Source organism: Enterobacter cloacae complex sp. I1M, from assembly GCF_014982425.1.
Classification (GTDB): Bacteria; Pseudomonadota; Gammaproteobacteria; order Enterobacterales; family Enterobacteriaceae; genus Enterobacter; species Enterobacter intestinihominis.
Genome location: NZ_JADCLG010000011.1, coordinates 1 through 18,475, shown reverse-complemented (window position 1 = coordinate 18,475; position 18,475 = coordinate 1). Strand labels below are relative to the sequence as shown.

Below are 18,475 nucleotides of genomic sequence, written 5' to 3'. Positions count from 1 at the left end.
TCTGGTAATGACGTGCTACAGTGTCAAAAAGTGTTTATTAAGGAGCCTGTATCGTGCCTGGTTTAAAGATTTCTGTTTTGCAGCAACCTTTAGTGTGGATGGACGGCCCCGCCAACCTTCGCCATTTTGATCGCCAGCTGGAAGAGATTACCGGACGCGATGTGATTGTCCTGCCGGAGATGTTCACCACAGGTTTCGCGATGGAGGCAGCAAAACAGTCCATGCCGCAGGACGAGGTGGTGGCCTGGATGCACGCCAGGGCGCAGGAAACAAACGCGCTGATTGCCGGCAGCGTCGCGCTCCAGACCGGGCGCGGACCGGTCAATCGCTTCCTGCTGGTCGAGCCGGAAGGAAACGTCCATTTCTACGATAAGCGCCACCTGTTCCGCATGGCGGATGAACATCAACATTATGAAGCCGGAAACGAACGCGTGGTATTTGAATGGCGCGGCTGGCGTATTCTGCCGCTGGTCTGCTATGACCTGCGCTTCCCGGTGTGGTCGCGCAACCGCAACGATTATGACCTGGCGTTGTACGTCGCCAACTGGCCCGCCCCACGCTCCCTGCACTGGCAGGCTTTACTGACCGCGCGCGCGATTGAAAATCAGGCTTATGTCGTTGGCTGTAACCGTGTAGGAACGGACGGTAACGGGCATCACTATCGCGGTGACAGCCGGGTGATCAGTCCGCAGGGTGAGATTATTGCCACCGCCGAGCCGCATCAGGCGACACGAATTGACGCTGAGATCTCGTTAACGGCGTTAAAGGAGTATCGGGAGAAGTTTCCGGCCTGGCAGGATGCAGATCCATTTAGCATTGGATAAGAAAAAGCCGGGTGGCGGCTGCGCCTTACCCGGCCTACAAATCAACTCACCAACGCCTGCCCGTCTTTGCGGCTCTCCGTCGCAGCCACGTAGTGCCCTTCCGGCATACGGTAAATCACCTGCGCGCCGCCAAAATTGTAATCCTGGAGCGGATCTTCCACCACTATCTGGTGTCCGCGCTCGCGCAGCGCCGCGATGGTATTGCGATCGAAGGTCGATTCAACAACCACTTCCCTGCCCTGCACCACGCGCCAGCGCGGGGCGTCAATCGCCGCTTGCGGGTTTTGCCCGTGCAGCATAATGCGAAGCGCCATCTGCATGTGCCCCTGCGCCTGCATCGGGCCGCCCATCACGCCGAAGGACATCAGCGGTTTGCCGTTACCGTCCATCGCAAAGCCCGGAATGATGGTGTGGAAAGGACGCTTGCTGCCTGCCAGCGCGTTCGGGTGTTTGGGATCGAGCACAAAGCCGCAGCCGCGGTTTTGCAGGCTGATCCCCGTCTCCGGCACCACGATCCCTGAACCGAAGCCCATAAAATTGGACTGAATAAAGGAGATCATCATCCCGCTGGAATCCGCTGCGCTGAGGTAAACCGTCCCACTCTGCGTCGGCGATCCGTACACAAAATCAGAGGCTTTATCGTGATTGATAAGCGCGGCGCGCGACTTCAGATAATGATCGCTCAGCAGCGCTTTGGCGGCAAACTCCATATGCTCTTCATCCGCAACGTAGCGATCGAGATCCGCCAGCGCCAGTTTCATTGCCTCTATAGACAGGTGCAGCCCCTGCACGGAATCCGGGTGATGTTTCTCGATGCCGCACTGCTCCAGAATGCCGAGCGCAATCAGGGTGGCGATCCCCTGACCGTTTGGCGGCAATTCCTGCACCGAACCGCCCGCGAAGTCGCGCGATAGCAGTTCCACCCAGTCCACACGGTGATTCGCCAGGTCTGCTTCGGTCAGGTGTGCACCATGTGCTTTGGCGAAGGCGGCAATTTTCTGCGCCAGTTCGCCACGGTAAAACGCGTCGCCGTTGGTTTTGGCGATCAGCTCCAGTGAGTTCGCCTGCGCCGGGTTACGGAAGATCTCCCCCACGCGCGGCGCGCGGCCTTCCGGCGCAAAGCAGGCACTAAACCCGGGCTGATCTTTCAGCTTGTTGTAGCCGCGCTGCCAGAGATGGCCGATCAGCGGCGAGACCGGGAAACCGTTACGCGCGTAATCAATGGCTGGCTGCGCGAGCGTGGTCAGCGGCAGCGTGCCAAAACGTTCAGCCAGCGCCACCCAGCCCGACACCGCACCCGGCACGGTCACCGCGTCCCAGCCGATTTCCGGTACGGCGGTTTTTCCGACAAACAGATCCGCATGCCAGCTGGCTGGCGAACGACCGGACGCATTCAGACCGTGAAGTTTTTCACCGTCCCAGACAATGGCAAAAGCATCGCTGCCGATGCCGTTGCCGGTCGGCTCGACAACGGTCAGCGCCATGGCGGTTGCAATCGCCGCATCAACGGCATTTCCGCCCAGCTGTAGCATCTTCATTCCCGCCTGTGCCGCCAGCGGCTGCGAGGTGGCAACGGCGTTATGGCCCATCATCGGCGGGCGTCGTGAATCGTAACCGGTTGTAAAATCGAGCGCTTTGGTCATCATGACTCCTTAGTCGTGGCGCGGATCGAGCGCATCGCGCAGCCCGTCGCCGAGTAAATTAAAGCCCTGAACGGCAAGGAAAATCGCCACGCCGGGGAAAACCGACATCCACGGCGCCTGTTCGAGAAACCCTTTTGCGGTGTTGAGCATGGAGCCCCAGGATGGGTTCGGCGGCTGTTGGCCTAACCCTAAAAACGAAAGGCTGGCTTCGGCGATAATCGCCGAGGCAATGGCCAGCGTGGCCTGCACCAGGATAGGTGACATCACGTTGGGCAGAACGTATTTAATGATGATCCAGCGGTCCGGCAGGCCAATCGCCCGCGCGCCGTCGATGTACTCTTCGTTGCGAATGGCGATCACCTGGCCGCGCGTCAGGCGGGCGAAGATCGGCATTGCCGAGAGTCCAATAGCGATCATGGCATTCGTCAGGCTTGGGCCTAAGAATGCCCCCAGCGCGATCGCCATGATCAGGAATGGACAGGCCAGCAGTGCCTCAATAAAGCGGGAGATCACCCCGTCCCACATCTTCTGGAAATAACCCGCCACCAGCCCCAGCGGCACGCCGATGACAACCGCGATCGCCACCGACATACAGCCCGCCATCAGCGAGGTTCTCGCCCCCCAGATAATGCGGGACAAGATATCGCGCCCCAGCTCGTCGGTGCCGAACCAGTACATCGCCGATGGCGCTTTGCGCACCGCGAGGAAGTTAGCTTTGACCGGGTCAAATGGCGCGATCCACGGCGCCAGCAGCGCCACCAGCACAAAAAAGCCCACCACAATCGCGCCAATCACCGCACTTTTATTGGCGAGGAATTTTTTCAGCACCCGGTTTTGCGCGCGCGGCAGCGCGGGCGCCACGGTTTGCGTCGTCAGTTCCGCCATGATTAACCTCGCATTTTCGGGTTGATAAGGACGTAGAGCACGTCAGCCAGCAGGTTGAGCATCAGGAAACCGATCGCCACGATCAGCACTACGCCCTGCACCACCGCGTAGTCGCGGTTGAACACCGAGTCGACGATCATTTTGCCGAAGCCCGGAATGGTGAACACCTGCTCGGTCAGCACCGCCCCGCCCAGCAGCTCGCCGAACAGCAACGTGGTGAGGGTGATCACCGGCACCAGCGCATTGCGAAAGGCGTGCTTCAGGATCACCGCTTTCGGCAGCAGCCCCTTAGCGCGCGCGGTGCGGATGTAATCCGCTTTCAGCACCGCAATCATCGACGCGCGGGTATGGCGCATCAGCGTCGCCGCCAGGCCGGTTCCGAGCACGGACGCGGGCAGCAGCAATGTCCGCAGGTTCTGGATCGGATCTTCACTGAACGGCACATAACCGGACGCAGGCAACCATTGCAGGTTTACTGAAAAGACCAGAATCAGCAGGATCCCCAGCCAGAAGTGCGGTATTGAGATCCCCGAGATCGCCACAAAGTTCGCCCCGTGATCGACCCAGCTGTTTTTGTTCACCGCCGCGAGGATCCCCATGCTGATACCAAACACCAGCGCGATAATCATCGCCAGCAGCGACAGTTCCAGCGTGACCGGCAGCTTGCTGGCAATCAGTTGCGTGACCGGCTCATGAGTGCGTAAGGAGACACCCAGATCGCCTTGCAGCGCCCGCGTCAGCCAGTTGAAATACTGCACGGGGATCGGCGCGTCCAGATTCAGCTCAGCACGCAGCTGGGCGATCACCGCCGGATCGCGCTCCTCCCCGGCCATGGCAATCAGCGGATCGCCAGGCAGCAGCTTTTGCAGGCCGAACACCATCATGCTCACCAGCAGCAGAGTGGGTATAGCCAGCAGCAGACGTTTGCAAATCAGTTCCAGCATGGGTTCTCCTCAGGAGGTTTATTTCGCCAGCGTTAAGCCAGCCAGACGCACAATGCCGTCCGGGTACGCTTTAAAGCCCTGCACGCGCTTGTTCAGGCCAAAAATGCGCGGTTCGAAGTAAAGGTATGCAATCGGCATATCGGTCTGAAGCTGCTTCACAACCTTGTCATACAGCGGCTGGCGAGCGGCCTGATCGGTGCTCTGGCGCGCCTGCGTCAGCCATTCATCCACCTGAGCATTGCTGTAGCGGCCGTCGTTGAGGGTGCCTTTGCTGTTGATAAAGCCGTAGATGCTGCCATCTGGATCCGGGCGACCCGACCAGCCGGAGAAGCTCAACTGGTAGTCACCGCTCTGCTGGCGATCCAGCAGCGTGGCGAACTCGGTCATTTGCAGGTTCAGGTTAAAGCCCGCCTCTGCCACCATCGCCTGCAATACCTGGCCCACCTGCTGCGAGGTTGGGTTGTTCGGCACCAGCAGATTGACGGTCAGCGGCGCGGTGACGCCTGCGGCTTTCAGCAGCGCTTTGGCTTTGTCGACGTCACGCGTGGGAACCGGAAGATTGACGTGATACGGGCTTACCGGCGAAAACGCCTGGTTTGCCGGAGTGTAAAGCCCTTCGAACACTACCTGGTTTAAAGCATCGCGATCGATGGCCTGGGAAAATGCTTCACGCACGCGGGCATCTTTGAAGGGATCGTTCGCCGGGACTTTGCCATTGTTAATATTGAAGGTGATGCCCTGGTATCCGAGGCCCGTCACCTTCGCCAGCGCCAGCTTGCTGTCGGCTTCGACGGTTTTGACGTCGCTGGCGGCAATGCCTTCGGTCAGGTCGAGATCGCCCGCGCGCAGGTTCGCCAGGCGCACGGAGGCATCCGGGATCGGCAGATAGATAATTTTATCGAAGTGGTAGGCGTCTTTGTTCCAGTAGTTGTCGAAGCGGGTCAGCACAATGCGGTCCTGCGACACGCGGCTGTCGAATTTATACGGGCCGGAACAGACCGGATGGGCGGCAAAATCGGCTTTTTTCGCGGCTTCCGGCGCCATCATTGCGCCTGCGCGATCGGTGAGCTGCATCAGAAGTGCGGCATCCGGCGTTTTCAGGTGCAGGGCTATCTGCATCGGGCCGGTGACCTCCACCGACTCAACGGAAGAGAGTTCACTTTTACGCAGAGAGCCTTTTAGCGTCAGGGCCCGGTCGAGGTTGTATTTCGCGGCGGCGGCATCGAATTTTTCACCGTCGTGGAAGGCCACGCCTTCACGGAGATCCAGGGTCAGCGTTTTGCCGTCATCGCTCCACGCCCAGGATTTCGCCAGTCCCGGCACCACCTTGAGGTGCTCGTCCACGTCCACCAGCCGGTCACACAGGGAAGCAAAGACGAAGCGGCCATAATAGGTACGCGCCAGATGCGGGTCCAGCATGTCCGGATCTGCACCCAGGCCGATTCGCAGCACGCTTTCAGAATGGGCGGGCAGCGCCGCACCAAGCAACATAACACTTCCCAGTACGGTCAAAAGAGAATTACGCATTGTCATTATCATGAGTTCCTTGAAGGAAGGGAGGAGTGAGTAGCCGCGTGTTCAAACAGCGCGCGGCGGCGCAAAAATGCGGCGGATGGCGGTGCGATCTGTATAACGCTGCGATCGCGATTAATCTCCTGCCAGCGGTGGCAGGCGACCTGACGTCCGCCGTCGATTACCTGATGAATCGGCTCAACCTGACGACATTCATCGCTAACATAGGGGCAACGGGTGTGGAAACGGCAGCCGGAGGGCGGATTAGCCGGGTTCGGTAAATCACCCTGCAACAGCGGCGCATCCCGCGCTACGCCTGGCTGCATTTGCGGCGCAGAGGTAATTAATGCCTGGGTATAAGGATGCAGCGGCGCGTCGAAGATATCGTCGACGGTGGCCAGCTCGACGATTTGCCCAAGATACATCACCGCCACGCGGTCGCTCATATGACGGATAACCGCCAGACCGTGGGCGACGATCACCATCGTTAGCCCCAACTGGTGCTTCAGGCTTTCCAGTAAATTGACCACCTGTGCCTGGACGGAAACATCCAGTGCGGAAACCGGTTCATCGCCCAGCAGCAGCTTTGGGCCTGACGCCAGCGCGCGCGCAATGCCGATACGCTGACGCTGCCCGCCGGAAAATTCGTGCGGATAACGTCCGGCCCAGGCCGCGGGCAAGCCGACCGTCCTGAGCAGCTCGGCGACGTGGTACTGGCGATCCGCTTTTTTCATGTTCTGGTGCAGCCACAGCGGCTCACCGACAATCTGTTCTACCGTCATGCGCGGGTTCAGCGAGGCGAAGGGATCCTGAAAGATGATCTGTAGCTCACGCCGGAGCTGGTTCAGACGTGCGCCTGAGGCGTGGGTGATCTCCTCACCCTGATAAAATACGCGCCCTTCGCTGGCGCCCAGCAGGCGCAGCAGCAGACGGCCGAGGGTGGATTTCCCGGAACCTGATTCGCCGACAATAGCCAGCGTTTCGCCTGGCAGCACCGACAGTGAGACGCGGTCAACAGCCGTGACAAAGCGGGCCGGCGTAAACAGTTTTTTCGGGCCGGGGAAAAGCTTGCTCAGATCGCAGGCTTCAAGAATGGGCATAGTCATGCGGTCTCTCCCAGGGCAATGTGGTGTTCGAGCGGCACGCGGAAGCAGGCAACCTGATGGCCCGTACCGAGCGTAGTGAGCGGTGGTTTTTCAGCATGACAGCGCGTCTGCGCGAAGGGACATCGGGTGGCAAAGCGGCAGCCTTGAGGCATGGATTCCGGCAGCGGGACCGATCCGGGAATGGTGGAAAGCTGGCCCTTGCGTACGCCAAGGGAGGGGATCGAGCCCATCAGGCCAATTGTGTACGGGTGCTGCGGGTCGGCAAATATCGCCTCGACGCTTCCCTGCTCTACTACCTGGCCGGCATACATCACCGCCACCTGCTGTGCCACTTCGGCCACCACGCCTAAATCGTGGGTGATCATCAGCACCGCCGTGCCCGTTTCTTCTTTTAAGGTATTGAGCAGAGCGAGAATTTGCGCCTGAATGGTCACGTCCAGAGCGGTAGTGGGTTCGTCAGCGATCAGTAATTTGGGATGGTTTATCAGCGCCATCGCAATCATCACGCGCTGGCGCATACCGCCGGAAAGCTGATGCGGGTAAGCCTTAAGGCGCATCTCTGCGGCCGGGATCTGCACCTTCTCCAGGATCTGTAGCGCAACCGTCATCGCCTCAGCCCGGGAGAGCGTTTGATGGCGCATCACCGCTTCACTGAGCTGATCGCCAAGCGTGAAAGCCGGGTTGAGCGAGGTCATGGGCTCCTGGAATATCATCGCCAGCTCGCTGCCGCGCAGATTGGCATACTCGCGCGGCGAGAGCTTGCGCAGATCGTGGCGGCGGAAGTGCATCTCCCCACTGACGACCCTGGCGCTGGCAGGCAATAACCCCATCAGCGCCAGGGAAGTGATGCTTTTACCGCAGCCGGACTCGCCCACCAGCGCCAGCGTTTCGCCCGCCCTTACCGCCAGCGAGATATCTTCGAGCACACTCACCGGCGAGCCCGCGAATTTAACGTTGAGGTTTTGCAGCCGCAGTACGGGAGTGGAATCCTTAAAGGGTATCGTCGTCATAGCGTGGAATCGTCCTCAAGGTGGATAGCCTGAATCAGGGCGGTTTGCAGGCTGAGCAGGTGTTCGCGCATGGCGGCCGCAGCTTCATTAGGCTGGCGATGAATAATCGCTGACATGATTTTGTGATGGTGGTCGTTATAGTTGTCGACACGTTCGGGGGTGCGGGCAAGCTCGCGTAAATACTGCCAGCCGGGCTCCCGGCGGACGGCATCTATCGCATCGAAAAGCCCTAGCATCAGGCGGTTGCCGGCTGCTTCCGCAATGGCGCGATGAAAGGCGCTATCCCACAGTTCGTTAAGATCGCGGTCATCCGGGCTGACCTTGTCAATGCGTTCCAGCATGCGCTGCATGAGCGCGAGGTTTTCCCTGGTGGCACGCAGTGCCGCAAGTCGGGCTAAGCCGGGTTCGAGCTGTAGTCGAGCTTCCATGACTTCCAGCAGGTTGGTTTGCTGAACCAATCCCTGAAGCGCCAACGGCTCAACAGGGGCAGCCGGACCAATGAAGGTACCTTTGCCCTGCTTGCGCCAGATCCGCCCTTCTTCTTCCAGCACGTCCAGCGCGCGACGCACTTCGCGTCGTCCTACGCCGAGTGTTTCCGATAGCTCACGTTCAGTGGGCAGCGGAGTGCCTGGTGTTGACTCGTGCTGGTTGATAAGCCCGCGCAACTGGTCAAGCGCGGTGCTGGAATTTGCTAAAACCCGTGAAGGTTTTTCCATATTGGTTCGCTCGCTTTCATCATGACTTTATTTTTATTAACGATAAGTTATTGATATGACAAACTACTTATCGTGCTAATGATTAAGCAATAAGCGAACCAATAACGTATTGGTTCATGAGTTTTCTGAAGAATGACAGGTAACTGAATGATTTCTTATGAATTATTTTTACATAATTATTATACATCAACATGAGGGCAGAAGGTGAGATGGAGACATAATGCACAATAACAGTGCGAATTTCGCACCAATAATGTGCATTTGTTAATAAATTGCACTTTGTTTATTAAATTTTTGTTAATGAAAATAGAATGAGAATAGGTGAGTTTTTAGGGGGTATAAAACGACGAAAGCCTGAATCATTTCTGATTCAGGCTTTCTGAATAAGTGGCGGAACGGACGGGACTCGAACCCGCGACCCCCTGCGTGACAGGCAGGTATTCTAACCGACTGAACTACCGCTCCACTGTTCCCGTTTGGGGAACGAGGCGAATATTACGGTTTGCCTCTGAACTCGTCAACGCTTTTTCTCAGGTTTTGAATCGTTTGCTGCAAAAATCACCCAAACGGCGATTTAACAAACGTTTCCGCCTTTTTTCATCCACGCCACAGACAGCTTCCGCCCTTCTTCTGCACTAAATCGAGGCGAGATTCGTGGTTCATTAGCTCTTCATCACTGGCTAAAACAACCCGCAGGCGATTAGCCTGGCGCACGACACGCTGAATGCCGCCTTCATCCCGCGTCTGCTGGGATTCATTTTCCATACTGAATTTTATCGACGTTTGCCCGCCGGTCATGGTCAGGTATACATCGGCCAGTATCTGGGCATCGAGCAATGCGCCGTGCAGGGTACGCTTGGTGTTGTCTATCTCATAGCGAGAGCACAGGGCATCAAGGCTGTTACGCTTGCCGGGGAACATCTTCCTTGCCAGCGCCAGGCTATCCGTGACTTTACAGAACGTATTTGTCTTTGGAATATCGCGGTTGAGCTTGCTGAACTCATAGTCCATAAAGCCGATATCGAACGACGCGTTATGAATGACAAGTTCCGCACCTCTGATGTAGTCGAGAAATTCATCCGCGACATCGGCGAAGGTGGGCTTATCCAGCAAAAACTCATCGGCAATCCCGTGAACGCCGAACGCTTCCGGATCCACCAGCCGATCGGGTTTGAGGTAAACGTGGAAGTTGTTGCCCGTAAGACGACGGTTCACCACTTCAACGGCACCAATCTCAATGATTTTGTGCCCTTCGTAGTGGGCGCCAATCTGGTTCATACCGGTGGTTTCGGTATCAAGAACAATCTGGCGAGTAATTGCAGTGCTCATAGCGGTCATTTATGTCAGACTTATCGTTTTACTGAACGTTTCAAATACAGGAAGTCTACCAGAGATGCGTAAACAGGTAGAAATTTTCACCGATGGATCTTGTCTCGGTAACCCAGGGCCCGGCGGCTATGGCGCCATTATGCGCTATCGCCAGCATGAAAAAACATTTAGTGAAGGCTATTTCCTGACCACCAACAACCGCATGGAGTTGATGGCGGCCATCGTGGCGCTGGAAGCCTTAAAAGAACATTGTGACGTGGTGCTGAGTACCGACAGCCAGTATGTTCGCCAGGGCATTACCCAATGGATCCACAACTGGAAAAAGCGCGGCTGGAAAACGGCAGAGAAAAAACCCGTCAAGAATGTCGATCTCTGGAAGCGTCTTGATGCCGCCCTCGGTCAGCACGAAATCAAATGGGAGTGGGTAAAGGGGCACGCCGGTCACCCTGAAAACGAACGCTGTGACGAGCTGGCTCGCGCGGCGGCATCAAACCCAACCCATGAGGATGCAGGTTATCAACCTGAATCCTGATCACGGCTTTTTGTACTGCCGCGTGGCACCCACGGTCTGGCGGATCCGCGTTTTTGATTTGCTTTGCTTCATCGGGTTGAGCGTAAGGGGGATCGTCCTCTTACGCGCGACAATATACTGCATGCAGCCCAGCGCGGGTAAATGGGTGCTGAGTAAAGCACCGCCCTTTCGCGTCCAGGGAATGACCTGAAAACCGCCGTAGCTCAGCACTTCAAAATTCAGCAGTGAAAGCCAGTCCAGCTGGCGCATCATAGTAAACATCCGGCTGTTATACGGCGGCGTGCGGCGCAGCACGGGCGTTAGCTTGCGCAGCCCCATCAGACTCAGCGGATTAAAACCGCTCAGGATCAGCCAGCCGTCGTCAATCAACACGCGGTCGGCTTCCCGCAGCAGACGATGGGGATCGCTACACCAGGGCAGCGCATGGGCGAGCAGACAGGCATCAATGGATTTTTCCGCAAAAGGCAAATGCAGCGGATCAGCCTTCACCTGAACCGGGGAGCCATTAAGCGATACGCTAACCTGATGCGAGATAGCGCAGCTTTCGGTATTGATTTCTGCGCTCAGATTGCCAATCTTAAGCAGGTGAAAACCATACATTTTCGCGAGCCAGGGTTTAAGCTGAAGTTCTAAGGCCTCGCGATAATATTCACCCCAGGGCAACTCTGCCCAACGTTCCGGTGGTGCGACAGTCTGAGGTATCCTTGCCGGTTTCATCAAAACACCCGCCACGCTATAAGAGGTAATGCATGAATCTTATCAGTATTTCCGCCTTTCAGGACAATTACATCTGGGTTTTAGTCGATGACGATCGCAGATGCATCATTGTTGATCCCGGCGAATCCGTACCGATCCTGCACGCGATAGAAGAAAACGACTGGCAGCCTGAAGCGATCCTCCTTACCCATCACCATCACGATCATGTCGGTGGTGTTCCCGATCTCCTTGCGCGCTATCCCCATATTCCCGTCTACGGACCAGCAGAGACACAGGATAAGGGTACGACGCAAGTTGTCGAAGAAGGCGAAAGTATCCTCATCCTCGGGTGCGAGTTTTCCGTATTTGCTACGCCAGGTCACACTTCCGGTCATCTCTGTTTCTACAGCAAACCTTATCTTTTTTGTGGCGACACGCTGTTTTCCGGCGGCTGTGGAAGGCTGTTTGAAGGCACGCCAGAACAGATGTATCAATCTTTACAAAAAATTAATGCGCTGCCAGCCGACACCGTAATTTGTTGCGCACATGAGTATACATTAGGGAATATGAAGTTTGCTGCAAGCGTACTACCAGAGGATCGGGCGATTCAGGATTATTACCAGAAAGTGAAGGAGTTACGTGCAAAAAACCAAAAAACACTCCCCGTAATTCTGAAAAATGAGCGACAAATAAATTTATTTTTAAGAACGAATGACGTTGATTTAATTAATAAAATTAATCAAGAAACAAATTTGTTACAACCTGAAGCGCGATTTGCATGGTTAAGGTCAAAGAAAGATAACTTCAGATAATTGCGGGTTGCCTTTTCAAAATTTCGCCGTTATCATCGCTCGTCTTTTAAGCAACTATTGACACACACATGAAGGCAAAAGCGATATTACTCGCCTCTGTCCTGCTTGTAGGTTGCCAGTCACAAAACGGCAGCAACGTACAACAGCACGCACAGAGCCTTTCTGCGGCTGGTCAAGGGGAAGCAGGGAAGTTTACGAGTCAGGCGCGATGGTTGGACGATGGGACATCCTTCGCGCAGGAACAAGACTTGTGGGCCTCTATTGGCGACGAGCTAAAGATGGGAATTCCGGAAAACAGCCGGATTCGCGAACAGAAACAGAAGTATTTGAGAAATAAGAGCTATCTCCACGATGTAACATTACGGGCAGAGCCGTATATGTACTGGATAGCAGGGCAAGTTAAGAAACGTAACATGCCTATGGAACTGGTACTACTACCCATAGTGGAGAGCGCTTTTGACCCGCACGCGACGTCTGGCGCCAATGCAGCAGGCATCTGGCAGATCATTCCGAGCACAGGGCGAAATTATGGTTTAAAGCAGACCCGCAACTACGATGCGCGTCGTGATGTTGTCGCTTCAACGACAGCCGCTCTCGACATGATGCAACGTCTGAACAAGATGTTTGACGGCGACTGGTTATTGACTGTCGCGGCGTATAACAGTGGTGAAGGTCGTGTACTGAAGGCAATGAAAGCGAATAAAGCGCGTGGAAAATCCACAGACTTCTGGTCGCTCTCACTGCCACAGGAAACAAAGATTTACGTACCGAAAATGCTGGCATTGAGTGACATTCTCAAGAACAGCAAACGTTACGGTGTACAACTGCCAACACCAGACGAAAGTCGTGCACTGGCGCGTGTCCGCCTCAGCAGCCCTGTTGATATTCAACAGGTTGCCGATATGACGGGTATGTCGGTAAGTAAGCTTAAAACCTTTAATGCAGGTGTTAAAGGCTCCACGCTGGGTGCAAGCGGCCCGCGCTATGTGATGGTTCCGCAGAAACACGCGGAGCAGTTACGTGAGTCTTTAGCTTCGGGTGAAATTGCAGCCGTTCAGTCTACGCTGATTGCTGATACGTCGCCTGTAAGCAGCCGCAGCTATAAGGTGCGTTCAGGTGATACGCTTTCAGGTATTGCATCACGTCTTGGCGTGAATACGAAAGATCTCCAGCAGTGGAATAATCTGCGCGGATCCGGTCTGAAAGTGGGTCAAACGCTGACCGTAGGTGCAGGTAGCAGCGCACAGCGTCTCGCTAAAAACAGCGATAGCATTACCTATCGCGTACGTAAAGGCGACTCGCTGTCCAGTATTGCTAAGCGTCACGGCGTAAACATCAAAGATGTGATGCGCTGGAACAACGATACTGACAACCTGCAACCTGGCGACCAGCTGACGTTGTTTGTGAAAAACAGCGCTACGCCAGATTCCTGATAGTACGATCGCTTATTAAAAAGGCACCGATTCCCCTCGGTGCCTTTTTTGTTTATCCCGCTTTTTGCGCTTCAGCCATAATGGTGTCGCTGGTAAACGAACCATCGTCATGCAATTCAAAGTACGCCTTGACGTCAGCAGAGGCACTCTCCTGATACAATCGGATCGCCTGAGTTAATGCCTCCGGTGTGCGCATCCGTGCAATCCATGACGTGAACTCCAGCGGCAAACGGTCGGTTATCAATGAGCGTGAAATCAAGCCAGCTTCGGTGATAAACGTAAGCCACTCTCCACTGGAGTAGTTTTGCACGTGCGAGGTATCACGCAGCGCTTCAACCGTCTGGAGCCAGATATTCCGTACCGGATGCCCGGGAGACATCACGTCCATGATGATGAATATTCCGCCCGGTTTGAGCACGCGTTTCACTTCCCGTAATGCCTGCCCCACATCATGCCAGTGGTGTGCAGAGTAACGGCTAATCACAGCCTCAAAGGATGCATCCTCAAAGGGTAAAGATTCAGCGTAGCCCTGTCGCGTCGTGACGTTATTCAGCCCTTTCGCTTTCGCCGCTTCAGCAACCACATCCAGCATCTGGCTCGATAAGTCATACGCCGTCACCTGAGCAACCTGCTGTGCGGCGGTAAAACTGGCGTGCCCCGCTCCGCAGCCTAAGTCCAGCACGTGCGCGTCAGGAAACGCGGCGAGCCGTTCGCCGAGACGTACCAGATCGCGGCCAGAGGCATGTACGGCACTGCTCAGGTAGGCACTTGCCTGAGAACCAAACTGTTTTTCGACGTTGTCATGATGGGAGTGTGTTGTTGTCATGTTGCTGTCCTTTTATGGGTTAAAAAATAAAGGGCAGCACCCGCACAGGCCTGCCCCACGGCAGACCTGACGCACCATTATTTATCAGGTTTGCCGGGACTGAATTCGACTAGTAGAGGATTATGATCGGAGGCGCGCGTCACCAGAACGGAGGCGTCGTGCACGCTTAAACCCCGATAGAAGACAAAATCGAGAGGACGACCAAACGCTTTCTTGCGCTGGTCATCGTTAAAACGAACTTCACGCAGCGACATTTCACGCGCGAAGCGGTACAACGCGTTCATACGCGGACGGCTCCAGGCATTGAAGTCCCCGGCCATAATGATCGGCCCACTGTGATGAGCAATCTGATCGCCGATGGGAAGTAACTGCTTACTGTACACATCAACACCCAGGCTGAAGTTCACCGCATGAATGTTTACCACCATCAGCAGACGGGTGTCGGGCAACGGATAGACCGTGACCAGCGCTGATTTTGCCAGACGCAGGATCGGTTCACGTTCACGCAGCGGGCAGCAATAGACCGGATGTGCGGCTGAAAGGGTCATCACCCCGGAAGGATGCTGTGGCAGAACAAAGGCAGGCACCTGATCGGCTGCAAGATAGTTCGTCGTTGCAAACCTGACCAGTTCAGGCGTGGTTTGCGCCTCCTGTAACAGAACCAGATGCGCATCTTTACCAAAATTTTGAAGTACGGATAACCACTCCGCACGCTGTTGCTTAAAGATGTTCCACACCAGTACGCGAATTTTTTCGTCACTGCTTAATGGAGTGCCCGCTGGTAATGCCTGGCTAAGGCTCGCAAACGACCCCGGAGGTAAGATCCTCTCCGCAGGCATTCCGGCAACATAACGCATGGCATAGGTATTTTTTCGCACTTTTGGAAACGGCCTCTGTAACATGAACCAGCCCGGAAAACGGACTGGTTCTAATGTTATAGGGATTTTAGGTCACACTTTCAACGCAATTACTGAGAAACCGCTTTCCAGTTTTGTAAGCAAGCACTTACTGATACTTATCCAAGTGCGACGCGAGCGGGTTTATCAAGCCGTCCACTGAGACCAATAAGGAGGAAAGCGATAAGCACAATTACCGCACCAATCCATGGCGTTTGGGTTAATCCAACATGTTCAACCACCAGCCCACCGATAACCGAACCGAGTGCGATACCGATATTAAATGCGGCGATATTCAGCCCAGATGCGACATCCACCGCATTAGGCGTATAACGTTCGGCTTTCTGCACAACATATACCTGCAATCCCGGCACATTACCAAAAGCGAATATCCCCATAACCAACACCGTTACCAGCGCGGCGTATTGCATCGATGCGGTGAACTGGAAAATCATCAGCAGGGCAACCAGGGCGGCGAAGATGAATTTCAGCGCCGGTACCGCACCATGCTTATCCGCAAGCTTGCCGCCCCAGATATTGCCGATTGCGACGGAGATACCGTAGCCCAGTAAAATCCAGCTCACCGCGCCCGGAGAAAAACCAGCCAGTTCCTGCATCATCGGTGCAAGGAAGGTGAACGCAGTGAACACACCTCCATAACCCAGGGCCGTAACGGCATAGATCAGCAGCAGGCGCGGGTGTGTCAGAACTTTAACCTGATCGCTCAGGCTGGCGCTCGCGCGTCCCGGAATACTGGAGGGCACCAGCAGCAGGCTGGCTACCAGAGCAATCACGCCCAACAGCGATACGGCGAGGAAGGTTTCACGCCAGCCAAAATGTTGTCCGATAAACGTTCCTAACGGCACGCCGGTGACCAGCGCGACGGTTAAGCCACCAAACATAATCGCAATGGCTGACGCCGCTTTCTCTTTTGGCACCAGGCTGGTTGCAATCGTGGAACCGATGGAGAAGAAGACACCGTGCGCGAGGCCTGTCAGCAGGCGGGCAATGACCAGCGTGGAGTAATCCGGTGACTGCCACGCCAGAATATTGCCGGCGGTGAAGAGCACCATCAGGGCAACTAACAGTTGTTTACGTGGAAAGCGTCCAGTCAGTGCGGTCAGCACAGGCGCCCCAACAGCGACGCCTAACGCGTAAATAGATACCAGCAGCCCGGCAGAAGGCAGCGAGATAGCGAGTTGTTCAGCAATGGTAGGAACAAGTCCTACAATAACAAATTCGGTCGTGCCAATTGCGAAGGCACTGATCGTCAGGGCAAGAAGCGCCAGTGGCATAAAATACTCCGTCTCTTCAGGATTAAGATGACAGGCAGTATGCGCCAGTGTTTAAATAACAAAAATGGTTAGAATCTCAATAGAATTTTGCAGGTGATGCAATAATGAAAGCCACATCGGAAGAACTGACTGTCTTCGTTGCCGTTGTTGAAAGCGGCAGCTTCAGCCGTGCTGCCGAACAGCTCGGACAGGCGAACTCCGCCATCAGCCGCTCGGTGAAAAAGCTGGAGATGAAGCTCGGGGTGAGTCTGCTCAACAGAACAACGCGGCAGCTCAGCCTGACGGAAGAAGGTGAACGTTATTTTCGACGCGTGCAGTCCGTTTTGCAGGAGATGGCGGCAGCAGAAACGGAAATCATGGAATCTCGCAGCACGCCGCGTGGGCTGCTGCGCATAGATGCGGCGACGCCGGTCGTGCTGCATTTCCTGATGCCGTTGATTAAACCCTTCCGCGAACGCTACCCGGAGATGACCCTGTCTCTGGTCTCTTCTGAGACGTTTATTAACCTGATTGAGCGTAAAGTTGACGTGGCGATCCGCGCGGGAACCCTGACGGATTCAAGTTTACGCGCTCGCCCTCTGTTCACCAGCTACCGCAAAATTATCGCGTCGCCGCAATATATTGCAGAGCATGGCAAACCTGAGACCGTTGAGGAGCTGAAGCAGCACCTGTGCCTGGGCTTTACGGAACCTGTCTCGCTGAACACCTGGCCCGTGGCCTGTCATGACGGACAACTTCATGAGATCACCTGCGGACTTTCGTCTAATAGCGGGGAAACGCTGAAACAGCTATGTCTTGAAGGAAACGGGATCGCCTGTTTATCAGACTATATGATTGATAAGGAAATAGCCGCGGGCCAGCTAGTTGAGCTAATGGCTGACAAACGCTTACCTGTAGAGATGCCTTTTAGCGCGGTGTATTACAGTGACAGAGCGGTAAGTACGCGCATACGCGCATTTATCGACTTCCTTAGTGAGCATATAAAAACAGCTCCCGGAGGAGCTGTATGAGGGTTTAAAGGCACAGAGGGAGGGTTGTTATTAATCCCAGTTAGGTGCTAACCCTTCGGGGCTGACCAGACGATCGTTGCATTCCAGTGCAGCGATCGCTTTTTTGTCTTCATCATCGAGCTGGAGATCCCACGCTAACAGGTTACTTGCCAGGTTTTCACGTTTGGTTGAAGACGGGATCACGGCATATCCTTCACCTATCGCCCATGCCAGGATCACCTGTGCAGCTGTTGCATTGTGTTTTTCAGCGATGCGTGCAATCACTTCATCTTTCAGGGCCTTACCATATGCCAGCGTCATGTACGAGGTGATGTGAATGCCATGCTGTTTCGCCCAGTCCACAACTTTGCGGTTTTGCAGGTAAGGAGAGAGTTCAATCTGGTTAGTAGCAATATTCTCTTTACCCACTGCGGCAATGGCTTTTTCCATCAATGGGATAGTGAAATTCGAGATACCAATTTCACGCGTCAAGCCCTGCTCTTTTGCTTCCAGCAGCGCCTGCATGAACTCTTCTACGGAGACGGCATCGCCAGGTGATGGCCAGTGGATCAGCGTCAGATCAACATAGTCAGTACGCAGCTTTTTCAGACTTTCCTTCAGGCTCAGGATCAGCTTGTCTTTGCTGAGGTTCTCAATCCAGATTTTGGTGGTGATGAAAAGCTCATGGCGCGGTACGCCGCTCTCCTCGATAGCCTGACCTACGGCAGCTTCGTTGTCATAAATCTGCGCCGTATCAATAGCGCGATAGCCCAACTCGAGTGCGGTTTTAACAGATGCGATAACAACGTCGTCCTTCAGGCGAAAAGTGCCCAGACCCAGTGCAGGGATAGTCATATCATTCCTCAATCGTTATGTTCGTAAACTGAGGAGGATTATCGCTGTGGTTGTTATGTCGAAAAAGATCGTAAAACGCAGAGGATTTTTGCTAATTTCGCAATAGTTAAACGACAGAAAAGAAAAAAGCCCTGAGCGTTAGCTCAGGGCTTTTAATAAGTGGCGGAACGGA

At 55.0% G+C, this 18,475-nt stretch carries 18 protein-coding genes and 1 tRNA gene; 5 read left to right on the top strand and 14 right to left on the bottom strand.

The window, feature by feature from the left end:
* The first annotated feature begins 53 nt into the window (after nt 1–53).
* Nucleotides 54–824 carry an amidohydrolase gene (locus INF86_RS07150; protein WP_023305484.1) on the top strand — a complete coding sequence of 257 codons (771 nt, stop codon included), beginning with the start codon at nt 54–56 and terminating at the stop codon, nt 822–824.
* A gap of 41 nt (nt 825–865) precedes the next feature.
* Here INF86_RS07150 and INF86_RS07145 read toward each other — a convergent pair whose 3' ends face one another.
* The 9 genes from INF86_RS07145 to dnaQ form a co-directional block, all read right to left on the bottom strand.
* The gene (locus INF86_RS07145) at nt 866–2,467 is read right to left on the bottom strand and encodes a gamma-glutamyltransferase family protein (RefSeq protein ID WP_193543386.1); all 1,602 of its coding nucleotides are present in this window, start codon (nt 2,465–2,467) and stop codon (nt 866–868) included.
* Between the two features lie 9 nt (nt 2,468–2,476).
* Nucleotides 2,477–3,352: an ABC transporter permease gene (locus tag INF86_RS07140; protein WP_022647137.1), complete on the bottom strand. Its 876-nt coding sequence runs from the start codon at nt 3,350–3,352 to the stop codon at nt 2,477–2,479.
* Nucleotides 3,353–3,354: 2 nt separating this feature from the next.
* Entirely contained in the window at nt 3,355–4,296 is a 942-nt protein-coding gene (locus INF86_RS07135) for an ABC transporter permease (protein ID WP_022647136.1), read from the bottom strand.
* A gap of 18 nt (nt 4,297–4,314) precedes the next feature.
* Nucleotides 4,315–5,829 carry an ABC transporter substrate-binding protein gene (locus tag INF86_RS07130; protein WP_180257083.1) on the bottom strand — a complete coding sequence of 505 codons (1,515 nt, stop codon included), beginning with the start codon at nt 5,827–5,829 and terminating at the stop codon, nt 4,315–4,317.
* A gap of 2 nt (nt 5,830–5,831) precedes the next feature.
* Entirely contained in the window at nt 5,832–6,914 is a 1,083-nt protein-coding gene (locus INF86_RS07125; RefSeq protein WP_193543378.1) for an ABC transporter ATP-binding protein, read from the bottom strand.
* Entirely contained in the window at nt 6,911–7,924 is a 1,014-nt protein-coding gene (locus INF86_RS07120; protein WP_193543377.1) for an ABC transporter ATP-binding protein, read from the bottom strand. The genes INF86_RS07125 and INF86_RS07120 overlap by 4 nt, the downstream gene beginning before the upstream one ends.
* A complete protein-coding gene (locus tag INF86_RS07115) occupies nt 7,921–8,640 on the bottom strand; it encodes a FadR/GntR family transcriptional regulator (protein WP_022647132.1) in 720 nt (239 codons plus the stop codon). The genes INF86_RS07120 and INF86_RS07115 overlap by 4 nt, the downstream gene beginning before the upstream one ends.
* 388 nt (nt 8,641–9,028) lie before the next feature.
* Nucleotides 9,029–9,105, bottom strand: a tRNA-Asp gene (locus tag INF86_RS07110).
* Between the two features lie 132 nt (nt 9,106–9,237).
* A complete protein-coding gene (gene dnaQ, locus INF86_RS07105) occupies nt 9,238–9,969 on the bottom strand; it encodes a DNA polymerase III subunit epsilon (RefSeq protein ID WP_072201000.1) in 732 nt (243 codons plus the stop codon).
* Between dnaQ and rnhA the strand changes: the two genes are divergently transcribed.
* Entirely contained in the window at nt 9,923–10,501 is a 579-nt protein-coding gene (gene rnhA / locus INF86_RS07100) for a ribonuclease HI (protein ID WP_160840538.1), read from the top strand. The genes dnaQ and rnhA overlap by 47 nt on opposite strands.
* Here rnhA and INF86_RS07095 read toward each other — a convergent pair whose 3' ends face one another.
* Nucleotides 10,502–11,218 carry a class I SAM-dependent methyltransferase gene (locus INF86_RS07095; RefSeq protein WP_063163969.1) on the bottom strand — a complete coding sequence of 239 codons (717 nt, stop codon included), beginning with the start codon at nt 11,216–11,218 and terminating at the stop codon, nt 10,502–10,504.
* A 32-nt stretch (nt 11,219–11,250) separates the two neighbouring features.
* On the opposite strand from INF86_RS07095, the gene gloB reads away from it, so the two are divergent.
* Both gloB and mltD read left to right on the top strand, forming a co-directional pair.
* Nucleotides 11,251–12,009, top strand: a complete 759-nt coding sequence (gene gloB, locus INF86_RS07090; RefSeq protein WP_022647129.1) for a hydroxyacylglutathione hydrolase — start codon at nt 11,251–11,253, stop codon at nt 12,007–12,009.
* 68 nt (nt 12,010–12,077) lie between these two features.
* A complete protein-coding gene (gene mltD, locus INF86_RS07085) occupies nt 12,078–13,442 on the top strand; it encodes a murein transglycosylase D (protein WP_022647128.1) in 1,365 nt (454 codons plus the stop codon).
* 52 nt (nt 13,443–13,494) lie between these two features.
* On the opposite strand, the gene INF86_RS07080 is transcribed toward mltD, so the two are convergent.
* The 3 genes from INF86_RS07080 to INF86_RS07070 all read right to left on the bottom strand — a co-directional run bounded on the left by INF86_RS07080 (nt 13,495) and on the right by INF86_RS07070 (nt 16,459).
* A complete protein-coding gene (locus INF86_RS07080; RefSeq protein ID WP_022647127.1) occupies nt 13,495–14,268 on the bottom strand; it encodes a class I SAM-dependent methyltransferase in 774 nt (257 codons plus the stop codon).
* A gap of 77 nt (nt 14,269–14,345) precedes the next feature.
* Complete coding sequence (locus tag INF86_RS07075) at nt 14,346–15,146, bottom strand: endonuclease/exonuclease/phosphatase family protein (RefSeq protein ID WP_032621812.1); 801 nt, start codon at nt 15,144–15,146, stop codon at nt 14,346–14,348.
* A gap of 137 nt (nt 15,147–15,283) precedes the next feature.
* Complete coding sequence (locus tag INF86_RS07070; RefSeq protein ID WP_048966287.1) at nt 15,284–16,459, bottom strand: MFS transporter; 1,176 nt, start codon at nt 16,457–16,459, stop codon at nt 15,284–15,286.
* A gap of 104 nt (nt 16,460–16,563) precedes the next feature.
* On the opposite strand from INF86_RS07070, the gene yafC reads away from it, so the two are divergent.
* Entirely contained in the window at nt 16,564–17,469 is a 906-nt protein-coding gene (gene yafC, locus INF86_RS07065) for a DNA-binding transcriptional regulator YafC (RefSeq protein ID WP_022647124.1), read from the top strand.
* Between the two features lie 30 nt (nt 17,470–17,499).
* Here the strand turns inward: yafC and dkgB are convergent, their stop codons facing one another.
* Nucleotides 17,500–18,303, bottom strand: coding sequence for a 2,5-didehydrogluconate reductase DkgB (gene dkgB / locus INF86_RS07060; RefSeq protein WP_048966286.1), 804 nt, complete (start codon nt 18,301–18,303; stop codon nt 17,500–17,502).
* Between the last annotated feature and the right edge of the window lie 172 nt (nt 18,304–18,475).